17 protein-coding genes and 3 tRNA genes are annotated in these 18,469 nt (G+C 55.5%); 12 read left to right on the top strand and 8 right to left on the bottom strand.

Going from position 1 to position 18,469, the window contains the following annotated elements:
• Positions 1-38 precede the first annotated feature (38 nt).
• From alaS to GJQ55_RS11005, 7 genes are all read left to right on the top strand, one after another.
• On the top strand, positions 39-2,672 hold the full coding sequence (gene alaS, locus GJQ55_RS11035) for an alanine--tRNA ligase (RefSeq protein WP_228345018.1): 2,634 nt from the start codon (positions 39-41) through the stop codon (positions 2,670-2,672).
• Positions 2,673-2,817: 145 nt separating this feature from the next.
• The gene (locus GJQ55_RS11030; protein WP_228345017.1) at positions 2,818-4,050 is read left to right on the top strand and encodes an aspartate kinase; all 1,233 of its coding nucleotides are present in this window, start codon (positions 2,818-2,820) and stop codon (positions 4,048-4,050) included.
• Between the two features lie 180 nt (positions 4,051-4,230).
• Positions 4,231-4,425, top strand: a complete 195-nt coding sequence (gene csrA, locus GJQ55_RS11025; RefSeq protein ID WP_228345016.1) for a carbon storage regulator CsrA — start codon at positions 4,231-4,233, stop codon at positions 4,423-4,425.
• A 68-nt stretch (positions 4,426-4,493) separates the two neighbouring features.
• Positions 4,494-4,584 (top strand) — tRNA-Ser (locus GJQ55_RS11020).
• A gap of 90 nt (positions 4,585-4,674) precedes the next feature.
• Positions 4,675-4,751, top strand: a tRNA-Arg gene (locus GJQ55_RS11015).
• Positions 4,752-4,797: 46 nt separating this feature from the next.
• Positions 4,798-4,874 (top strand) — tRNA-Arg (locus GJQ55_RS11010).
• A 361-nt stretch (positions 4,875-5,235) separates the two neighbouring features.
• A complete protein-coding gene (locus tag GJQ55_RS11005) occupies positions 5,236-5,949 on the top strand; it encodes a type 2 periplasmic-binding domain-containing protein (protein ID WP_228345015.1) in 714 nt (237 codons plus the stop codon).
• A 56-nt stretch (positions 5,950-6,005) separates the two neighbouring features.
• On the opposite strand, the gene GJQ55_RS11000 is transcribed toward GJQ55_RS11005, so the two are convergent.
• The 3 genes from GJQ55_RS11000 to GJQ55_RS10990 all read right to left on the bottom strand — a co-directional run bounded on the left by GJQ55_RS11000 (position 6,006) and on the right by GJQ55_RS10990 (position 9,055).
• Positions 6,006-6,776 carry a methyltransferase domain-containing protein gene (locus tag GJQ55_RS11000; RefSeq protein WP_228345014.1) on the bottom strand — a complete coding sequence of 257 codons (771 nt, stop codon included), beginning with the start codon at positions 6,774-6,776 and terminating at the stop codon, positions 6,006-6,008.
• 62 nt (positions 6,777-6,838) lie between these two features.
• Positions 6,839-7,501 carry a vWA domain-containing protein gene (locus tag GJQ55_RS10995; RefSeq protein WP_228345013.1) on the bottom strand — a complete coding sequence of 221 codons (663 nt, stop codon included), beginning with the start codon at positions 7,499-7,501 and terminating at the stop codon, positions 6,839-6,841.
• 15 nt (positions 7,502-7,516) lie between these two features.
• Positions 7,517-9,055: a hypothetical protein gene (locus GJQ55_RS10990; protein WP_228345012.1), complete on the bottom strand. Its 1,539-nt coding sequence runs from the start codon at positions 9,053-9,055 to the stop codon at positions 7,517-7,519.
• Positions 9,056-9,232: 177 nt separating this feature from the next.
• Between GJQ55_RS10990 and GJQ55_RS10985 the strand changes: the two genes are divergently transcribed.
• The 3 genes from GJQ55_RS10985 (at position 9,233) to GJQ55_RS10975 (ending at position 12,496) form a co-directional block, all read left to right on the top strand.
• The gene (locus tag GJQ55_RS10985) at positions 9,233-10,045 is read left to right on the top strand and encodes a response regulator transcription factor (RefSeq protein ID WP_228345011.1); all 813 of its coding nucleotides are present in this window, start codon (positions 9,233-9,235) and stop codon (positions 10,043-10,045) included.
• Positions 10,042-11,676 (top strand): sensor histidine kinase, encoded by a 1,635-nt coding sequence (locus GJQ55_RS10980; protein WP_228345010.1) that lies wholly within the window; start codon positions 10,042-10,044, stop codon positions 11,674-11,676. Before GJQ55_RS10985 ends, GJQ55_RS10980 begins: the two co-directional genes overlap by 4 nt.
• A 142-nt stretch (positions 11,677-11,818) precedes the next feature.
• Positions 11,819-12,496: a GGDEF domain-containing protein gene (locus GJQ55_RS10975; protein ID WP_228345009.1), complete on the top strand. Its 678-nt coding sequence runs from the start codon at positions 11,819-11,821 to the stop codon at positions 12,494-12,496.
• 4 nt (positions 12,497-12,500) lie between these two features.
• Here the strand turns inward: GJQ55_RS10975 and GJQ55_RS10970 are convergent, their stop codons facing one another.
• A complete protein-coding gene (locus GJQ55_RS10970) occupies positions 12,501-13,112 on the bottom strand; it encodes a LysE family translocator (RefSeq protein WP_228345008.1) in 612 nt (203 codons plus the stop codon).
• Positions 13,113-13,124: 12 nt separating this feature from the next.
• Entirely contained in the window at positions 13,125-13,979 is an 855-nt protein-coding gene (locus tag GJQ55_RS10965; protein ID WP_228345007.1) for a DMT family transporter, read from the bottom strand.
• Positions 13,980-14,020: 41 nt separating this feature from the next.
• On the opposite strand from GJQ55_RS10965, the gene GJQ55_RS10960 reads away from it, so the two are divergent.
• Entirely contained in the window at positions 14,021-14,491 is a 471-nt protein-coding gene (locus GJQ55_RS10960; protein ID WP_228345006.1) for a DUF6314 family protein, read from the top strand.
• Between the two features lie 76 nt (positions 14,492-14,567).
• Positions 14,568-16,202: a long-chain-fatty-acid--CoA ligase gene (locus tag GJQ55_RS10955; RefSeq protein ID WP_275944424.1), complete on the top strand. Its 1,635-nt coding sequence runs from the start codon at positions 14,568-14,570 to the stop codon at positions 16,200-16,202.
• A 44-nt stretch (positions 16,203-16,246) separates the two neighbouring features.
• On the opposite strand, the gene GJQ55_RS10950 is transcribed toward GJQ55_RS10955, so the two are convergent.
• From GJQ55_RS10950 to GJQ55_RS10940, 3 genes are read right to left on the bottom strand one after another with little or no spacing between them, the layout of a single operon-like run.
• Positions 16,247-16,807 (bottom strand): CBS domain-containing protein, encoded by a 561-nt coding sequence (locus GJQ55_RS10950; RefSeq protein WP_228345005.1) that lies wholly within the window; start codon positions 16,805-16,807, stop codon positions 16,247-16,249.
• A gap of 55 nt (positions 16,808-16,862) precedes the next feature.
• A complete protein-coding gene (locus GJQ55_RS10945; protein ID WP_228345004.1) occupies positions 16,863-17,462 on the bottom strand; it encodes a nucleotidyltransferase family protein in 600 nt (199 codons plus the stop codon).
• 46 nt (positions 17,463-17,508) lie between these two features.
• Positions 17,509-18,468, bottom strand: coding sequence for an XdhC family protein (locus GJQ55_RS10940; RefSeq protein WP_228345003.1), 960 nt, complete (start codon positions 18,466-18,468; stop codon positions 17,509-17,511).
• Between the last annotated feature and the right edge of the window lies 1 nt (position 18,469).

Below are 18,469 nucleotides of genomic sequence, written 5' to 3'. Positions count from 1 at the left end.
TTTCTGAACTTCAACCGCTTCCGGATACCCGCAGCCGTATGAAAAGCTCTGACATTCGCAAGGCATTCCTTGATTATTTCGCCTCCAAAGGCCACGAAGTGGTGCCATCCAGCCCGCTGATTCCCGGCAACGATCCGACGCTGCTGTTTACCAATGCCGGCATGGTGCAGTTTAAAGACTGCTTCCTCGGCAAAGACCAGCGCAGCTACACCCGCGCGACGTCGTCGCAGCGCTGTGTGCGCGCCGGTGGTAAGCACAACGATCTGGAAAACGTCGGTTATACCGCGCGCCACCACACCTTCTTTGAAATGCTGGGTAACTTCAGCTTTGGTGATTACTTCAAAGAAGACGCCATTAAGTTTGCCTGGGAATTTCTGACCTCACCGCAGTGGCTGAACCTGCCGACTGAAAAGCTGATGGTAACGGTGTACGCCGAAGACGACGAAGCCTACGACATCTGGAACAAACAGGTGGGCGTGCCGGCCGATAAGATCGTTCGTATCGGTGACAACAAAGGCGCCCGTTACGCCTCCGATAACTTCTGGGCCATGGGCGATACTGGCCCGTGCGGTCCCTGTACCGAAATTTTCTACGATCACGGCGAACACATCTGGGGCGGCCCACCGGGATCACCGGAAGAAGACGGCGACCGGTTTATCGAGATCTGGAACAACGTGTTCATGCAGTTCGAGCGCAAAGAAAACGGCGACATGATTCCACTGCCGAAGCCCTCGGTAGACACCGGCATGGGCCTCGAGCGTATCTCGGCCATTATGCAGGGCGTGCACAGCAACTACGAAATCGACCTGTTCCAGGCGTTGCTGAAAGCCGCTGGTGAACTGACCGGCTGCAAAGACAGCGAAAACAAATCGCTGCGCGTAATCGCTGACCATATCCGTTCCACCAGCTTCTTAATTGTGGACGGCGTGCTGCCCTCTAACGAAGGTCGCGGCTACGTGCTGCGCCGTATCATCCGTCGCGCCATTCGCCACGGTCACATGCTGGGCGCGCCGCTGGGCTTCTTCCATAAACTGGTACCGGCGCTGGCCGAACAGATGGGGGATGCTTACCCGGAGCTGGTGACGCTGACTGCGCACGTGCAGAAAGTGCTGCGTCTGGAAGAAGAGCAGTTCGCCAAAACCCTGGATAAAGGCATGGGCATTCTGAATGAAGCCATTGCCGGTCTGAAAGGCGACACCATTCCCGGTGAAACCGCCTTCAAACTCTACGACACCTACGGTTTCCCGTTTGACCTCACTGCCGACGTGGCCCGTGAACGCGACCTGAAAGTTGACGAAGACGGCTTTAACGCCGCCATGGACAAACAACGGGAAATGGCCCGTGCCGCTGGCAACTTTGCCGGCAATTACGGCAAAGGTCTGGAGATCGATGGCAGCACTGAATTCCTCGGTTATACCCAGTTGGAAAACACCGGCGCGGTGAAAGCTCTGTTTAAAGACGGCGTTGCCGTTGAGCAGCTAAATGCTGGCGACGAAGCCATTCTGGTGCTGGACGAAACCGCCTTCTACGCCGAAAGCGGTGGTCAGGCCGGCGATACCGGTTTCCTGAAAGCCAATGGCGTGGTGTTCCAGGTGAAGGACACCAGCAAAGAAGGTAAAAACCATCTGCACAAAGGCGTGCTGGTGGAAGGCAGTGTGAAAGTTGGCGACCAGCTGACCGCCAGCGTCGATGCTGAAAAACGTCAGTCTACAGCCATTCACCACTCGGCGACCCACCTGCTGCACGCCGCGCTGCGCAAAGTGCTGGGCGAGCACGTGAGCCAGAAAGGCTCGCTGGTGACGTACGACAAACTGCGTTTTGACTTCTCGCATCTGGAAGGCGTGAAGCCGGAAGAAATCGCGCAGATTGAAACCATTGTGAACAGCCAGATCCGCGCTAATACCGAAGTGACCACCCGTCTGATGAACATCGACGACGCCCGTGAATCCGGCGCCATGGCACTGTTTGGTGAAAAATACGACGACGAAGTGCGCGTACTCTCCATGGGTGTGGACAACTTCTCCGTTGAGCTGTGCGGCGGTACCCACGCCAAACGCACTGGCGATATCGGTCTGCTGAAAATCAGTTCCGAAAGCGGCATCGCGGCGGGTATCCGTCGTATTGAAGCCGTCGTAGGTCAGGCGGCGCTGGATTACATTGCCCGTGAAGAAGCCACGCTGAACAGCATTGCCCGTGCTCTGAAAGGCAGCGCTGATAACGTCGGCGACAAAGTCGAGCAGCTGATTGCCCGCAGCCGTCAGCTGGAAAAAGAGCTGGATGCGCTGAAATCCAAACTGGCGTCCAGCGCCGGTTCCGACCTGGCAGCTAACGCTAAAGACATTCACGGTGTGAACGTGCTGGCCGCCCGTCTGGACGGTGCCGATGTGGATGCGCTGCGCACTACGCTGGATCAGCTGAAAAACAAGCTGGGTTCGGCGCTGATCATGCTGGCCTCCGACGCCGACGGTAAAGTGACGTTGCTGGCTGGTGTCACCAAAGACCTGATCGGCAAAGCCAAAGCCGGCGATGCGGTAAAAGAATGCGCGCCATACGTGGATGGCCGTGGCGGCGGTAAGCCGGAAATGGCCCAGGCTGGCGGTCAGAACGCCGCCGGTATTGACGATGCACTGGCGGCCTTCAGCCGTTGGGCTGAAGCTGCATTGTCCGCGTAAAAAATCAGGCGGGCGGATATCAGGATGCACAGCAACAGTGCATCCTGAATTTCCCCGGCCGTTGCAGGCTCTGTCTGCTTTCCAGTACCGGGCATTTGTTGTTTAATGAGCGCCCTTTCTTCAGTCAACCCCAGTAAGACACATCATGGCGTTATACGTACAGAAATACGGCGGCACTTCCGTTGGTTCCATCGAACGTATCGAAGCTGTTGCTGACAAGCTGAAATCTTTCCACGATGCTGGTCACCAGCTGGTGGTGGCAGTGTCGGCAATGAGCGGTGAAACCAATCGTCTGATCGCTCTGGCAAAAGGCATTACCGAGTCCCCCGACCCGCGTGAAATGGACGTGCTGGTTTCGACCGGCGAGCAGGTCACCATTGCACTGCTGGCAATGGCGCTGCAGAAGCGTGGCATTATGGCCCGTTCTTTTACCGGCTGGCAGGTTGGCATTAAAACCGACAGCGCCTTTATGAAGGCCCGCATCGAAGACATTGAAACCGACGGCATGCGCAAAGTGCTGGACGCCGGTGGCATTGTGATTGTGGCCGGTTTCCAGGGCATCGACAGTGACAACAACATTACGACGCTGGGCCGTGGCGGTTCTGATACCACCGGCGTGGCGCTGGCGGCAGCCCTGAAAGCGGATGAATGCCAGATTTATACCGACGTGGATGGTGTGTATACCACCGATCCGCGTGTGGTTCCGGCAGCCCGCCGCATGGAACAGGTAACCTTTGAAGAAATGCTGGAAATGGCCAGCCTGGGTTCAAAAGTGTTGCAGATCCGTTCAGTAGAATTTGCCGGTAAGTACAAAGTACCGCTGCGTGTACTTTCCTCGCTGAAGGAAGGTAACGGCACATTGATCACAATGGAGGAGATGGGCTCCGTGGAAAATCCAGTAATTTCAGGTATCGCGTTCAATCGCGACGAAGCAAAAATCACCGTTAAAGGCGTACCGGATATTCCGGGTGTGGCCTCGCGTATTCTTGGCCCGGTGAGTGATGCCAATGTAGAAGTGGATATGATCGTCCAGAACGTATCCGACGATGGCACCACCGATTTCACCTTTACCGTGAACCGTGGCGATTACAAAAAAGCCCTGACCATCCTGAACAACGTGTCCAATGAACTGAATGCCCGTGAAGTCAGCGGCACCGATGACATCTGCAAAGTGTCTATGGTGGGTGTGGGCATGCGTTCACACGCGGGTGTCGCCAGTAAAATGTTCAAGGTACTGGCGGACGAAAACATTAATATTCTGGCGATCACCACCTCTGAGATCAAAATCTCTGTGGTTATCGCGGAAAAGTATCTGGAACTGGCGGTTCGCGCTCTGCACACAGCCTTTGGCCTGGATGCAGAAACCGTAACCGGTTAAACCAGCAGTCCGGACGTTGTTAAAGAACACTCAATGATTGGGTGTTCTTTAATAACTAAAAGTTCTCAGGATTCTCAATCATGGCCGCCAAAAGTGGTCAATACTGAGGTTGGGAAATGGGAATCGGCCGTAAGGCCACACAGCACCCCTAGACAGAACAGGAACTTCAGGAGAACTCCTATGCTTATTTTGACCCGTCGCGTTGGCGAAACCCTGATGGTCGGTGACGAAGTGACCGTAACCGTACTGGGCGTAAAAGGTAACCAGGTTCGTATTGGTGTAAATGCCCCCAAAGAAGTGGCGGTGCACCGGGAAGAGATTTATCAGCGCATTCAGCGTGAGAAAGATGGCGACGAAACTCCGGGTAACTACTAAGACCTTAATTTCGTTAAAATTTTCCCTTTGAATTTTGTCTGAACGTGGTATCATGCGCGCCGTGAACTGGAGAGATGGCCGAGTGGCTGAAGGCGCACCCCTGCTAAGGGTGTATAGGTTAATACCCTATCGAGGGTTCGAATCCCTCTCTCTCCGCCACGTTCTTCTGCTTTGCAGAAACCCGTTAGAAGCCGTAATTATAGCGTTGACAGCTAATCGCAACTCCCTATAATACGCGCCCCACGATGCGCGCTCGTAGCTCAGCTGGATAGAGTACCTGGCTACGAACCAGGCGGTCGGAGGTTCGAATCCTCCCGAGCGCGCCATTTAATCCCCGCCGATTAAATGTATTCCGTGGAAACAACCTGATGCGCGCTCGTAGCTCAGCTGGATAGAGTACCTGGCTACGAACCAGGCGGTCGGAGGTTCGAATCCTCCCGAGCGCGCCATCTTCTCAGTTTCTTCCGAAGCTAAATATCCCGCACGTTATTCCCTGTTTTCGAAGCTGCCGTCAAGCGACGGAGGTAAGAACCTCCTCAGGTTCGACTTGTAGCATCAACGCCTTTTGTTGATGCGGAAAGCGCGTGGGCCGAAGGCCAGGTCGCTTGCGACCGTCAGCACATCCTCCCGAGCGCGCCATCTCCTCAGATTCTTCCGAAACTGAATATTCCGCACGTTATTCCCTGTTTTCGAATCTGCCGTTCATCTCCGTATTCACCAGCCAGTATTCTCCTATCCGCGCCAACTTCTCCCATCACCACGCAGAATTTCATGGCGCTGTTATACTCCTTCGACACAGAGGAATCGGCCATGCTAAAGCAGTTATCGGCATTTTTATCAGTATTTTTCCTGGTATTTTTATCCAGTCAAAGCCAGGCCAGCGACACCCCTGCAACCACCACAAATACTGGTCATGGCAATGTCGCGCCGGTCATTGTTATTGAGTATCCACCTTTTATCAGTCAGCAGCAGCCGGATTTCGGTATGTCTTTCCGCATTTTAACCGAGCAGCTGGCCGTCCATGGCTGGCAGGCGGAGCCGGTTTTTTTACCACCGGCCCGGGCGGCTCAGCGGGTGCTGGAAGCCAATGATTGGTTATTAAGTTTTTATCCACCGGCAGATCATGCCGAGCCGGTGGTATTAAAAGCCGCTGCGATAAAATACAGTTTATTCCGCCGTACACAGCCGCAACCTTTCCGCTGGCAGAATCCGGCCGAGCTTGGTCCCGGGGTGCTGGTGGTTACCCGGCAATTACCGGGCAGCAAGGAACTGAATTATTTTCGTGATGCGGATTTTGAGGTTATTTATGTTAATCAGATCGAGCAGGCGGTGCAGATGTTATTGGCTGGCCGAGCCGATTATATGCTGACCACCGAAGATACCGGCTGGTATTACCTGCAGCAATTAAAGGCCGATCCTGCCGCCCTGCAGTTTGCCGAAACGCTGGTGCGCACTTATCCGCATTCTGTGTATATCAATCCGCGCCATCCGCAGGCAGAAATAATTAAAAAAATTCTGCAATAACTTAGGGAGCTTCTGAATAAATCGCGCAGAGCTGTGCAGAGTTATTCAGCGGCTCCTTAGCTTTTATTCTGCGCCAGAAAATGCACATAACGCCCTAAACGCCGGAAGGGTTCCCGGGTGCCGTACTCCAGATCGGCCCGGGTTACGGCCTCCTCACCTTCACGGTCGCGGATTTTTTGCGCCAGATGGTCGTAAATACAACGGATACCACGCCAGCGTTGCACGCTGAACCCCAGGGCATTTAATTGCTGTTCAATCAGGTCCGGATTTAACGGATGCTGCGGCGCGTTGCCTTCATCGCGCAGCCGTGTATTGGTGCGTAACGGGTCGGTAAAACCACCGTTCATTAATTGCCGCCAGATATGGCCATCGCGGTTATAAAACATCAGTGACAACCAACCGCCGGGTTTAACCTGTTGGGCCAGTATGGGAAGGGCGGCCAGCGGTTCTTCCAGCCATTCCAGCACGGCGTGGTTCAGTACAATATCGTAGGTGGCCGGAAAATAATCAGCTGCCTGTTGCAAGCCGCAGTGACGGCTGTTTAACGGCTGACCAGCGGCGGCAAACTGATCCTGCGCCAGGCGCAGCATTTCCGCCGAAATATCACACAAATCGACCATCGCACCTTGTTTGGCCAGCTGCAGGGCAAACTGACCCTGACCGCCGCCGATATCCAGCACGCGGGCCTGCGCCAGCGGAATGCTCAGTTCGGCAAAATCCTGCGCCAGTGCCGCCAGCCGGATACGCCCGCGCGGGGTGGCGTAAATAGTGCGGGCAAAGCGGCTGGCAAGGTCGTCGAAATTGCGGTCGGGAACGGTGGGCTTCATGGCATCTGCCGAACGTGAAACGGGCGCTGATCATAGCAGCGCCGCGTTTTTTTCACAGTGGCTCAGGGCACCAGCAGGCTGTCCAGTTTCTCCAGATCATTGACCACCCGCCAGTTGCCACCGCCATCCTGCACACGCTGTTGCCAGTGCTGCAGACGTTTCAGATAGTCCCGCGGGTCCAGGTTATCGCTGCGTAGCTTAGTGACATTGAGAGCAACCACGTTAACGTCATCCAGCCGAATTGGAAAATCTCTAATGTGATCATGGGGTAAGTCCTCTTCCATATCCGAAAAAATAAGAATGAATTTGTCGCCGGCACCGGTTTCCTGCAGATACTGAGTGGCCTGCATCACACCGCCGGTAATGTCGGTGTGCGGGCTGCCTTTACTGAGACCGGCGGCAAATTCGTCCACGCTCTGTTTAAAACGGCGTTTCTGTTCGTTGGCGGTGCTGGGGCGCATATCGAAGGTGGTTTTGGCGAGGATGTCTTTCTCGCTGAAACTGCCACTGTCGATGCGCGCCAGCGCCAGTGAGTCGCCGCTGTTCAGGTTGGCCAGCAGGTAGTTGCTGATGGCACGGGCTTTATCCAGCTCTTGGGTGTAGGTGCCGGAGGTGTCGATCAGCATAAACACCGCTTTATTCTGCGGGGCGCCCTCGCCGCAGCCGCTGAGCAGCAGGCTCAGGGGCAGGCAGGCGGCGGCACAGAGTTTGGTGATGGTATTCATAGTGTTCTCCGTGTATCAGGCGCTGGCGACCAGAGCGTCATCGGTGCTGGTACGACGGCTGCGGCGTGATGGACGTTCGCTGACGCTGCTGTGTTGATCCTTACTCTGCTCATCGGCGTCGGTTGCCACGGCTTCCGCTGTGGCCGGCGCGGCGTTACGACGACGCTGCAGCAAACGCTCCACACTCAGCGGCAGCATAATCAGCAGGTCGTAGGCATGGGTCAGCAGCGTGGCACTGTGCAGTGATACCTGTCCCAGCAAGCGGCTGCCGATGGCCAGTACACGGATGACCGCCACCAGTAACAGGCCCAGCACGGTGCGCAGCGACTGGATAAAGGACTCCAGCGGGATGGCGATAAAGGCCAGCGCAAAGGGCAGGATAAAGCCCATCACCATCTGCCCGATGGATGGAATCCAACGGAATTCCGCATGGCTGGCGGCCACGCCGGCGGCGGCGCTGGTCATGGCCAGTGACTGCTGCAGCGCTTCTTTATCCAGCGCCAGCAGGTCGCGCATATAGGCCAGCGAGGCTTCAATACCGGCCAGTACCGTTAGGATGGTCAGGCTGATCACCACCATGCGGCGGCGCATCTTATCGTCCATGCTGCTGATCATCGGAAACAGGCGGGTGATGCGCAGGGACTCGAGCAGGAACAGCCCCATCGCCACTTCAATCAGAATGATCACCAGCGCGGCAATGTCCGAGGTTTTCAGGGCGCCGATGTAGCTGGTGCCGCCAACCATTTCCGACATCGGCAGGGCGATTAACTGAAAGTTGATCAGGCCGCCGAGCAGGGCAATCACCAGCACAATGCCGGAGATAAAAAATTGCGTCAGCGAGGAAGAGGTCAGGCTGCGCACGGCGGCGTCTTCACCGCGGCGAATGGCCTCAAACTGTTGCAGCTGCTGGTCGAGCTGATGGCTGCGTTTATCCAGTGCGTCGACCGTTGCACCCACGTCATCAACGCGGTTCTGCAGAGTGCGCCACTGCGGCTGCATACCGGCCAGCAGCTTATGGCGGCTGGCGCTGCTGTGTTGCCAGGCTTTCAGGGTTTCGCGGTGGGTTTCTTCCACGGCTTCTTTGATGGTGGTCAGAATTTTCGCCACCGCCGGATCACCATGGCTGGGCAGGGCAGCGATCATCTGTACCACATCGCTCCAGGCGGGTGGCAGTGGTGCCTCTTCGGCGGCGTCGCGGCAGCGGGTTTCAACGTTATCGATAGCGCTGCTGATCTGCCGTTGCAGGCCCGGATAGCCGGCCAGTTCACGGCTGACCAGGGTCTGAATGCGGGCAAATTCCCGCTCAATGCGGCGTTCGCTGTCGTTGCGGGCAGCGGCCAGCAACACGTCGCGGTTGCGCTGGGTCAGGCGTTGTTCCAGCTGGCCGAGGGCGCGGCTGGTTAAGCGCAGACCCTGGCGCAGGCCGTGGCCCAGCGCCAGCAGCAGATGATGAGCCGGGGTGCGGCCGAAGTAGAGCAGGGTAATGCTGAGCAGCATCCAGACCGCCACGGAAACCGCAGCTTTGTCTGACCAGAGGTGAAGTAAATCCGACATGATGGTGTCCTCGTTCGTTGTTATGCAGGCCCTGACACAGAGCCGATGGACACAGAATGCAAAAGCGCGGTGAAAAATCGGTGAGCAGAATGTGATTTCTGTCGCGCCGGTGAGGGCGCGGGGTCTGCAGGGGGCTGGTGGCGGTGGTATGCTCGGGGCAATAACAGGGAGCTGCCCATGATCAAAATTTTCTGGGTCGAAGATCAGAGCCACTGGATAGAGAAATTCCGCCCGCTGCTGGAGCGCAGTAATTTTGCTCCCGGTGCTGAGGGAGAACTGGCCGCTGGTGAGAATAACCGGCTGGAAGTGTTCCGCTTTGCTGAACCGGCGCTGGCCCGCATTGCGCAGACCGATGCCGGTGATGCGCCGCACATCGCCATTCTGGACGCCAGCCTGAACGGCAACGATGACGGCGGTTTCAGCGTTTCCAAAGCCTTGCTGAAAAAATGGCCGGCACTGCCGATCGTGTTTTTATCCGAGCATTCCGGCACCGGCATCGAACAGAAAGCCTTTGAAGAAGGGGTGACGCAGGATTTTATCGCCAAGCATCAGCGCAATATCGAAGGCGTATTGCTGTGGCGCATGAAAGCCTTGCTGCGTCAGAGCCTGCAGCCGGTGGCGAATAAAAAAGCGCAGCTGGTGAGCGGCGATTTACGCATTGATCTGGTCAGCTGGGAGGTGTGGTGGCAGGGCAATAAACTGATGAACCCGGCCAATCCTGCCCGGCCGCTGGCACCGACGCCGCGTAAAATTCTGCGCTTTCTGGTCGAGGCGTCACCACGACCATTAACCACCATGCAGATGGCCGATTTACTGGAAGCCGATATCGAAAAATTCTCCTACGCCAGTTACCGTCAGCATATAAAAATTCTGCGTCATTCCATGGCGGCGGCGCACGGACATGAGCAGGAATTTATGGACCAATGCCGCGCCGGCCGCTACATCGCCACCTTTGGTGATGAAGGCGCTTACTGCTGGAAGCCTTTATGACAAGTTCAACCGATACCAAAGCGGAGTTGAAACCGGATAATTTCCGTTTTTCCATCCGTTACCCATGGCGCACGTTGCTGCTGGTGAAACTGCTGCTGTTTTATGCATTATTGCTGCTGCAGCCGGAATTAATCAGCCTGCTGAAGTTGCCGGATTTTTTATTCCGGCCGGAGTATTTCAGTGGCGCATTTCTGGGCTTTCTGATCTTCGCCTGGTTTGATTTGCGCTCTTTTATGCAGCAGAAAAACCGTGTGAAAAATCAGTTTAAAAAACTCTGGGATAATAAACGTCAGCTGCAGCAGCGCGCACAAACCTCAGCCAGCCATACCGATAAACTGAAAATGTTTATCAGCGATAAATTGCTGGAATACATTGAATACGACGAGAAGTATCTGCACTTCCGCAGTATTGCCGCGGAGGTGCGCCACAACGGCGTGATTTCCTTCGATAAAGTGCAGTCGGCTCTGCAATATGCGGCCAGCCACAGTCTGCCGGACGACAACGGCAGCACCGCACTGCAGTATCAGGAAGCCTTAAGCGGTATGCGCTATTTGTGGGATCTGCTGGATTTATCCACCACCGACAACATGGCCATGCACATCGGTGCCCATATCAGCCGCTGTGAAGAATTACTGTTCCAGGCCGAATTACAGGGCACCGCGCTGGAGTCTTTGCCGCTGCAGCCGGTATTCGATCCGCAGCAGGCGCTGCTGGATACCCTGCGTCTGCATCTGGGTGCAACCCTGTGCGATGCCGATGGCAAACCGGAGCCGGCCGCGCTGTTTCAGGCGACCACCGATGCCGTGCACTTAACCGACAGTGATGGTCTGTTCAGCATTGAGTTACAGCCCTGCGACCGGCTGGCCGGTAATCCGAATCATCTGATTCTGTTGCTGGAAAATCTGTTAAAAAATGCCCGTTATTACGCTACTAAAAAGCAGTATAAAAGCCGTTTTCCACCGGTATCAATCCGCTTGTGGGAAGCGCAGCAGCATCTGTGTCTGACGCTGTATAACCGTGGCCCACACATCGCTGATGACGACCGCGGGCAGATATTCAAACTGGGCTTTTCCACCCGCCGGGCGCGCGGCCACCACGGCAAAGGTTTAGGGCTGTATTTTGTGCAGCAGATAACCCAGGGTTTTGATGGCGATATCGCCTTCGATAACGTGCACAACCGCAGCGATGACTATTACTTGCGGCTGGAATACCGCGATGGCAGTGTCGAGCATTTACACCTGCAGCAGCGTCTGCAGGATGAATTACCGCTGGTGGGGTTGGCGGGCAGTGAAAACGAAGCGGTTGCCCAGTTTGAACAACGCTTAAGCAAACCGCTTGTGACGGTGGAAATCAGCAGTGAAGGGCAGCCGCAGGTGCAGCGGCTGGATTGCAGCGGTGGGCCGGTCAGCTGGCTGGACCCGCAGCATCCGGGGTTGCCACGTTGGTTGCTGCAATGCAGCGGCCGTAAGGGCGAAACCCTGATTTTTACCCCGCTGGATATTCGCGGCGTGCAGTTTAATCTGCGCCTGCCAACGGTCAGCGGACGTCTGGACGGGGCCGGCACCGCCGGATTACAGGCGCCGGATGTGCATGAATTGCACAGTCGTTTCCGGGGTCCGGATGATTTCTGAGGCTAACCATGACGCGACGGGGCAGTCAGCAGTGATTGGCTCTGCTAGACTGCTGGCGTCATTTTGTTGGTAGTTTTTGATGACTATGAATCAGCACACCACAATCCGAACCCCAATCACGGCCAGCCGGCCGCAGTGCCCGGTGGGCGAAACTCAGTGCCCGATTGTGGAAGAAGTAGTACAGCTGCGTCAGCAAGTGATTACTGACCCGTTAACCGGGCTGTTTAATGTGCGCTATTTCCGTACCGCACTGGCGCAGGAACTGGAGCGGACCGAGCGCACCCTGCTGCCAACAGCGCTGATTATGCTGGACCTGGATCACTTCAAGCAGGTAAACGATACCTGGGGTCATGAAGTGGGCAATCTGGTGTTGCAGCAAACCGCACGATTAATCCGCGACTCTACCCGTAAACTGGATATTCATTGCCGTTACGGCGGTGAAGAATTTGCCATTATTCTGCCCTCTACCGAACGGCCGCTGGCTATTCAGGTAGCGCGCCGGCTGTGCGAAAACATTGCCAATACCCCGCTGCAATGTGATGGTCATACGCTGAACATTACCGCCAGCCTTGGTCTGGCTTTGTGTGATGCCAGCCACCCCTGGCCAGCCGACCGGCTGCTGAACGAAGCCGATAAGCTGCTGTATCAGGCCAAACATAGTGGCCGTAATCAGGTGTGTTACCCGCCACTGGCTGAAAATCTGAGTGCAGTAACCAGCGCAGAAAAAGATTTACTGCATGATTTATTCGGCGGTGCCGACCATGCTGACGATGACAGTGAAGATTTTGCCGGGGAAGAATTTTTCAGCGAAGAAGAATAACCGGTTACAGCAGCTGGCTGAAAATCCGCGCCGCCAGCAGCAGTAAAATAACGCCGAAAAACCGCTCCACCCAGTGGCTGTATTGCTGCAACCAGCGCAGCCAGGAAGGTTGTGAGAATAACCAGGCCACCAGAACGTACCAGCTCATATCGACCAGCATGGCCGTTAACGCATAACCACTTTTGGCCGGCAGCGATGTTTCCCCGCCCACCACCTGACTGAACAGGGCCAGAAAAAACAACGCCGCTTTCGGATTTAAAAACGCCATCATAAAACCATCGCGGGCCGCACTGGCCGAGGTGGTCGGCGTTAAGCGGGTAATGTTGCCGGCCGGCCTGGCTTTCAGGTTAACCACCCCCAGCCACAGCAGATACAGCGCTCCCAGCCATTGCAAACTTTGTAATAAACCGGGGTGGGTATTAATAATAACGGCCAGTCCCAACACCGTCATAAAGGCATAAATACCAATGCCCAGACCATGAAAAATACCCGTGGTCATGCCCTGCTTACGCCCACCCAGTAAGGTATGACGCAATACCAGCGCCACCGATGGGCCGGGCGACATGGCGCCCAGCAAGCAAATAGTAACGACCGTCAGCCAGGTGGATAAAATCACGGGTATTGTCTCTTAACGGGGGGGCCAGGCTCTGATCAGCCACAGAGCGAGCAGCATAATAACCGCTCCGGCGCTTAACCGTAACAGATCCGTGTCACGGTTCCACAACACTAAGTTCACCAGCAAGCCGGCCGGAATTAAGGCGTTATTCATAATGGCCAGCTGGCCGCTGCTGACCTGAGTGGCACCCAGATTCCAGGCAAAATACCCCAGCCCGGAAGCCACCACGCCCAGCCAGATTAATACTGACCATTGCAGATTGCTGGTGGGGTAAGCCGGCTGGCCCAATAACCACCAGGCGGGTAATACCACCGCCAGGGCACCCAGATAAAACCAGCCGAATATTTTATGCTGCGCCGGTTGTTGTGCTTGTGGCCAATGTTCCAGCCGGTATTTGTACAGCACCTGGCCGGTGGCAAAACAAAGATTAGCGCCCTGTACCACCAGAAAGCCTTGCCAGAAATCTTCATTCAGATTATTCCAGCGCATAATGGCGGCACCACCAATCGCCAGCACGGCGCTGACTAGATAACGAGGGTGAAATCGGCGCTCCAGCAGATCATAAATAAGGGTGACATACACCGGCGTAAAGATGGTAAAAATCAGCACTTCCGGCACGCTGAGCAATAAAAAAGACTGGTAATAAAACAGATACATCAGCCCCAGCTGGATGGCGCCAATGCCCATCAGCTGCAGTGCCAGTTTTGGGGCTAAGGGGTTGCGTAACAGCAAGGGTAAAAATACCAGAGCCGCCAGAACAACGCGGGTAAGCACGGCAAAATAGCTGTCGACCTGACCGGCCAGATACACACCGATCAGGGAAAACGAAAACGCCCATAACAGGGTGATGGCCCACAACAATGCCATAGCCGATAATCCACCGCAGTAATCTTTGAATGAGGCGCAGAATGCAGCAAAGCGATGAGCGAATCCAGCCGTTGTGGCAACAGCTGGCGACCGTTGGTGCTTTTTTCTACAGTGCGCAGCCGGGTCCGCGCTCGCAAACCGGCTGGGCCGGCCAGGGTAACGGGCAGGTGACGCTGGAATGGCACGCTGAGGACGAGCTGCATTTTATTGAGCAGGGCGAGTTTTGCGCCGATGGCGGCGTGCCGGTAGCGATGTTTAACCGCTTTATCTGGCAACGCAATGAGCAGGGCATCCGCCTGTCGCATGGCCGGCGTGGTGAGCGGGTCTTTTTATTTGAACTGCAGCCACAGGCGGACGGTTGCTGGCGCAGCGTGGCGGATCATCTTTGTATTAATGACTTATATTCAGGGCAGTTGCGGCCGCTGGAACAGGGGTTTGAATTAATCTGGCGAATTAACGGGCCGAAAAAAGACGAATGTCTTATTTATCGTTACCACCCTGACAAAACGTAACAAAGGTCGTACTTGAGTTCCGCTGGTGCGCCTTTTATGGTGAAAGCCGAACAACAATAACAGTCAGGAGAGAACCATGTCCGGTCAACCTTTGCTCGGTCAGATGATGGAGCGTCCATTACTGATTTCCGGTCTGCTTGAGCACGCTGAAATCACGCACCCCGATGCGGGCATTGTCAGCCGTCGCTGTGAAGGCGATATCCACCGCTACACCATGAAAGACGCTGCCGTGCGGGCGCGTAAAGTGGCGAACCTGCTGCAGCGCTGGGGCATTCAGCAGGGTGACCGCATCGCCACCCTGGCCTGGAATGGTTATCGCCATTACGAACTGTATTTTGGTGTATCCGGTTATGGGGCGGTACTGCACACCATTAACCCGCGGCTGTTCCCGGAGCAGCTGGTGTACATTATTAACCACGCCGAAGACCGCTGGATTTTTGTCGATTTAACCTTTGTGCCGCTGCTGGAAAAAATTCAGGACCAGATTACCGGTGTCGAAGGCTTTGTGGTGCTGTGCGACGAAGACAAAATGCCGGCCACGTCATTGCCGAATGCTCATTGTTACGAAACGCTGATTGCCGCAGAAAGCGATGTATTCAGTTGGCCGGAATTTGACGAACGCGCCGCTGCCAGTATGTGCTACACCTCGGGCACCACCGGTAACCCCAAGGGTGTTTTGTACAGCCACCGTTCGACTGTATTGCACGCCATGGCCTCCATTGGCGAAGAGGCGCTGGGACTGGCGTCGACCTCCTGCTTCCTGCCGGTCGTACCAATGTTTCACGTCAATGCCTGGGGTACGCCCTATTCAGCGGCCATCACCGGCGCCAAACAGGTATTCCCCGGCCCGGGTATGGATGGCGCGTCACTGTGGGAATTAATTGAAGCCGAAAAACCCGATTTATTGCTCGGTGTGCCCACGGTATGGCTGATGTTGCTGAACCACATGGACAGCATCGGCAAAAAACTGGACTCGGTGCAAAACGTGGTGATTGGCGGTGCCGCCGCGCCGTTGTCCATGATCCGTAAATTCCAGGAAGTGCACGACGCCTTTGTGATTCATGCCTGGGGCATGACCGAAATGAGCCCGATTGGCTCGGTTAACTCACCCAATATTCACACCCTGCAATTACCACTGGAGCAGCGTTACGCCCTGCAGGCTAAGCAGGGCCGGCCTGTGTATGGTGTGGAAATGAAAATTGTCGATGACAATAACCAGGAATTACCGCGCGATGGTAAAACCTTTGGTCGTCTGCTGGTGCGTGGCCCCTGGATTATTAACGGGTATTACAAAAATGCTGACCGCAGCAGCTTTATCGACGGCTGGTTTGATACCGGTGACGTGGCCACCATTGACCCGAATAACTACATGCACATTGTTGACCGTTCCAAAGATGTGATTAAGTCTGGTGGCGAATGGATCAGCTCCATTGATCTGGAAAACGCGGCCGTGGGTCATCCGGAATTGCTGGAGTGTTGTGTGATCGGTGCCCATCACCCGAAATGGGATGAGCGGCCGCTGTTGCTGGCCATCCGCAAAGAAGGCAGTAAGGTGACTGAGGACGAGGTGAAAGAATTCCTCAGCGATAAAATCGCCAAATGGTGGATGCCGGATGCGGTGATTTTTGTCGATAGCCTGCCGCACACCGCGACCGGTAAATTACTGAAAGTGGATTTGCGCAAAGAGTATGAAAATTACCTGATACAGTAATTTCGTCTTGGATAAGGCCCCGGAAACGGGGCCTTTTTTTATCTTCAGAAAGCCACGTCAAATACTTTACTGAAGCTGGTTTGCTCATGAATGTTCAGCGGTAATTTAAGCTTCCGCGAAATATCACTGGCGGAAAAAATACCGCGAATCTGATGCAGGTCGCCGTCTAATACCAGACAGTGCTGCTGATGATTGTCTTTCAGAAACTGCACCACATCACCAATGCTGGCCTGGTTAACCTCGTCAAAATGTAAGGCCAGTAAATCGGTTTTACGGATCATCAGATCAGCGACGCGGATTTCATCACGGGGCGTTTGTTGCTGCAGCGAGCGGGCCAGAATATTCTGCTCGGATAATTCTTTCGCGCTGATAATACCAATAAACTGTTTATTTTTATCGACCACCAACTTTAAGCGTACATGGGTACGGATCATGGTATTACGCGCATCAACTGCGGACACCTCATCATCAATAATCAGCGGCTCAACATTATAAAAATCGGTAAAAAAATTCAGTGCGCGGCTTTCCAGCGTATGGTGCTGAGCCTGCTCGGGGTACACCAGCTCATCGACACTGGAAACCGGATAAAGCGTTAACTTCGACATGGTACGGCCCTTCTTGTTATTGGCACTCCTTCAGTCTAGACCTTGTTGGCCGGTGTTACTTCTGGCTATTGGTCGGATACGGCTGATCAATATCCTGCACGATGCCAGTATCGTTAACGGTTAAGGCAAATACCTGATCGGCGTGCTGGCGCAGCAAGGCGCGGGCGCCGCTATCGCCGCGGCATTGCATTAATTGATAACCAAATTGCTGCTGAAAGCCCACGGGGTTACCAGCGTGGTTAACACCCGTGGTGGGGTCAGAGTAATACGGCCGCACTATGGGGTGGTGTTCCAGCGCCCGGGCAATGGCACGGTAAGTCGCCGGTTGCACAAAGGGCATATCGGCCAGGGCAATAATCCAGTGCTGCCACTGCTGGGTGGCGTGTACGCCAAAGGCCAGGCTGTGGCCCATGCCTAACGCTGCTTCCGGGCAGGTGCCCCAATCAATGCCCATCTGGCTGAGCTGTTTTTCCCATTGCTCGTCGCCCGGTCGCAACACCACCAACAACGGCAGGCCGCTGGCCTGAATCTGCTTAACCGTGGCCAGTAACATGGGTTCGGTGTGGCCATTCAGGGTAACGGCCGCCAGGCGTTTATCGCCGCCATAGCGTTCACTGAGGCCGGCGGCCAGCAGTACCACTCCGGTATCGTGCATGTTCAGGCTCCGCTGAGAAGGATGGCTTATGACCTTAGCACAGCGGCTACGAATGCGTCTGTGGTCGTTGTTGCAACAGATGCACCAGAATGGACAGGGCAATTTCGTAGGGCGTTTTACTGCCAATATCCAACCCGACCGGTGCATGCAAACGCTGTAATTGCGCAGCACTGATGCCCAGCTCCTGCAGCCGTTGGCGGCGGCTGGCCGAGGTGCGCAGCGAGCCCATGGCACCAAGGTAATAGGCAGTGGTGTTAAAGGCTTCCAGCAGCGCCAGATCATCCAGCCGGGGATCGTGGGCGAGGGTGACAATGGCGCATTGTTTATCCTGAAACTGGCGGGCAATCAGCTGGTCGGGCTGGCAGCGGGCAATGTGGACGCCGGGCACATCAAAGCCCTGTAAAAACGCCTCGCGGTGGTCGCACAGGGTTACTTCAAAACCAGCTGGCTGGGCCAGCTGCGCCAGTTGCCGCGCCACTTCCCCGGCCCCCACTAACAGCAGTTGCCACTGTGGCTGAAATACCCGCCGGAAACCCTGTTTATGCAGGCTCAGCAGCGCTTCGCCGGGTTGCGGTTCGGTCAGCCGGTAATGCTCGCCAGTGTGTTCACGGACAAAGGGCAGGCGTTCTTCCAGCAGCCAGCACATCTGCAATAAGTGAGTAAGATCGGCGCTGGTAAGGGGTTCCAGCAGAATATCCAGCACCCCGCCGCAAGGCAGGCGATAGCGCTGTTGTTCCTCGTGGCTGACGCCAAAACTCAACCGCGCGGGGCTATTTCCGAACTGGCCCTGTTGCAGCCGCTGCAGTAAATCTTCTTCCACACAGCCGCCGGATAACGAACCGGCCATGCCCAGTGTTGGTGACCAGGCCCATAACGAGCCGGGCGGGCGCGGGCTGCTGCCATAGGTGGCCAGCACTGTGCCCAGCCACACCGGCCTACCGGCCTGCAGGGCACTGGCCGCATGGCGCAGAATAGTGGCATCGGCCGGGTAAAATTCCTGCGCCATA

It is taken from the genome of Venatoribacter cucullus (assembly GCF_016132445.1).
GTDB lineage: Bacteria > Pseudomonadota > Gammaproteobacteria > Pseudomonadales > Oceanobacteraceae > Venatoribacter > Venatoribacter cucullus.
Note: the sequence above shows the minus strand (reverse complement) of the source record. Positions and strands in the feature narration are given on the sequence as shown.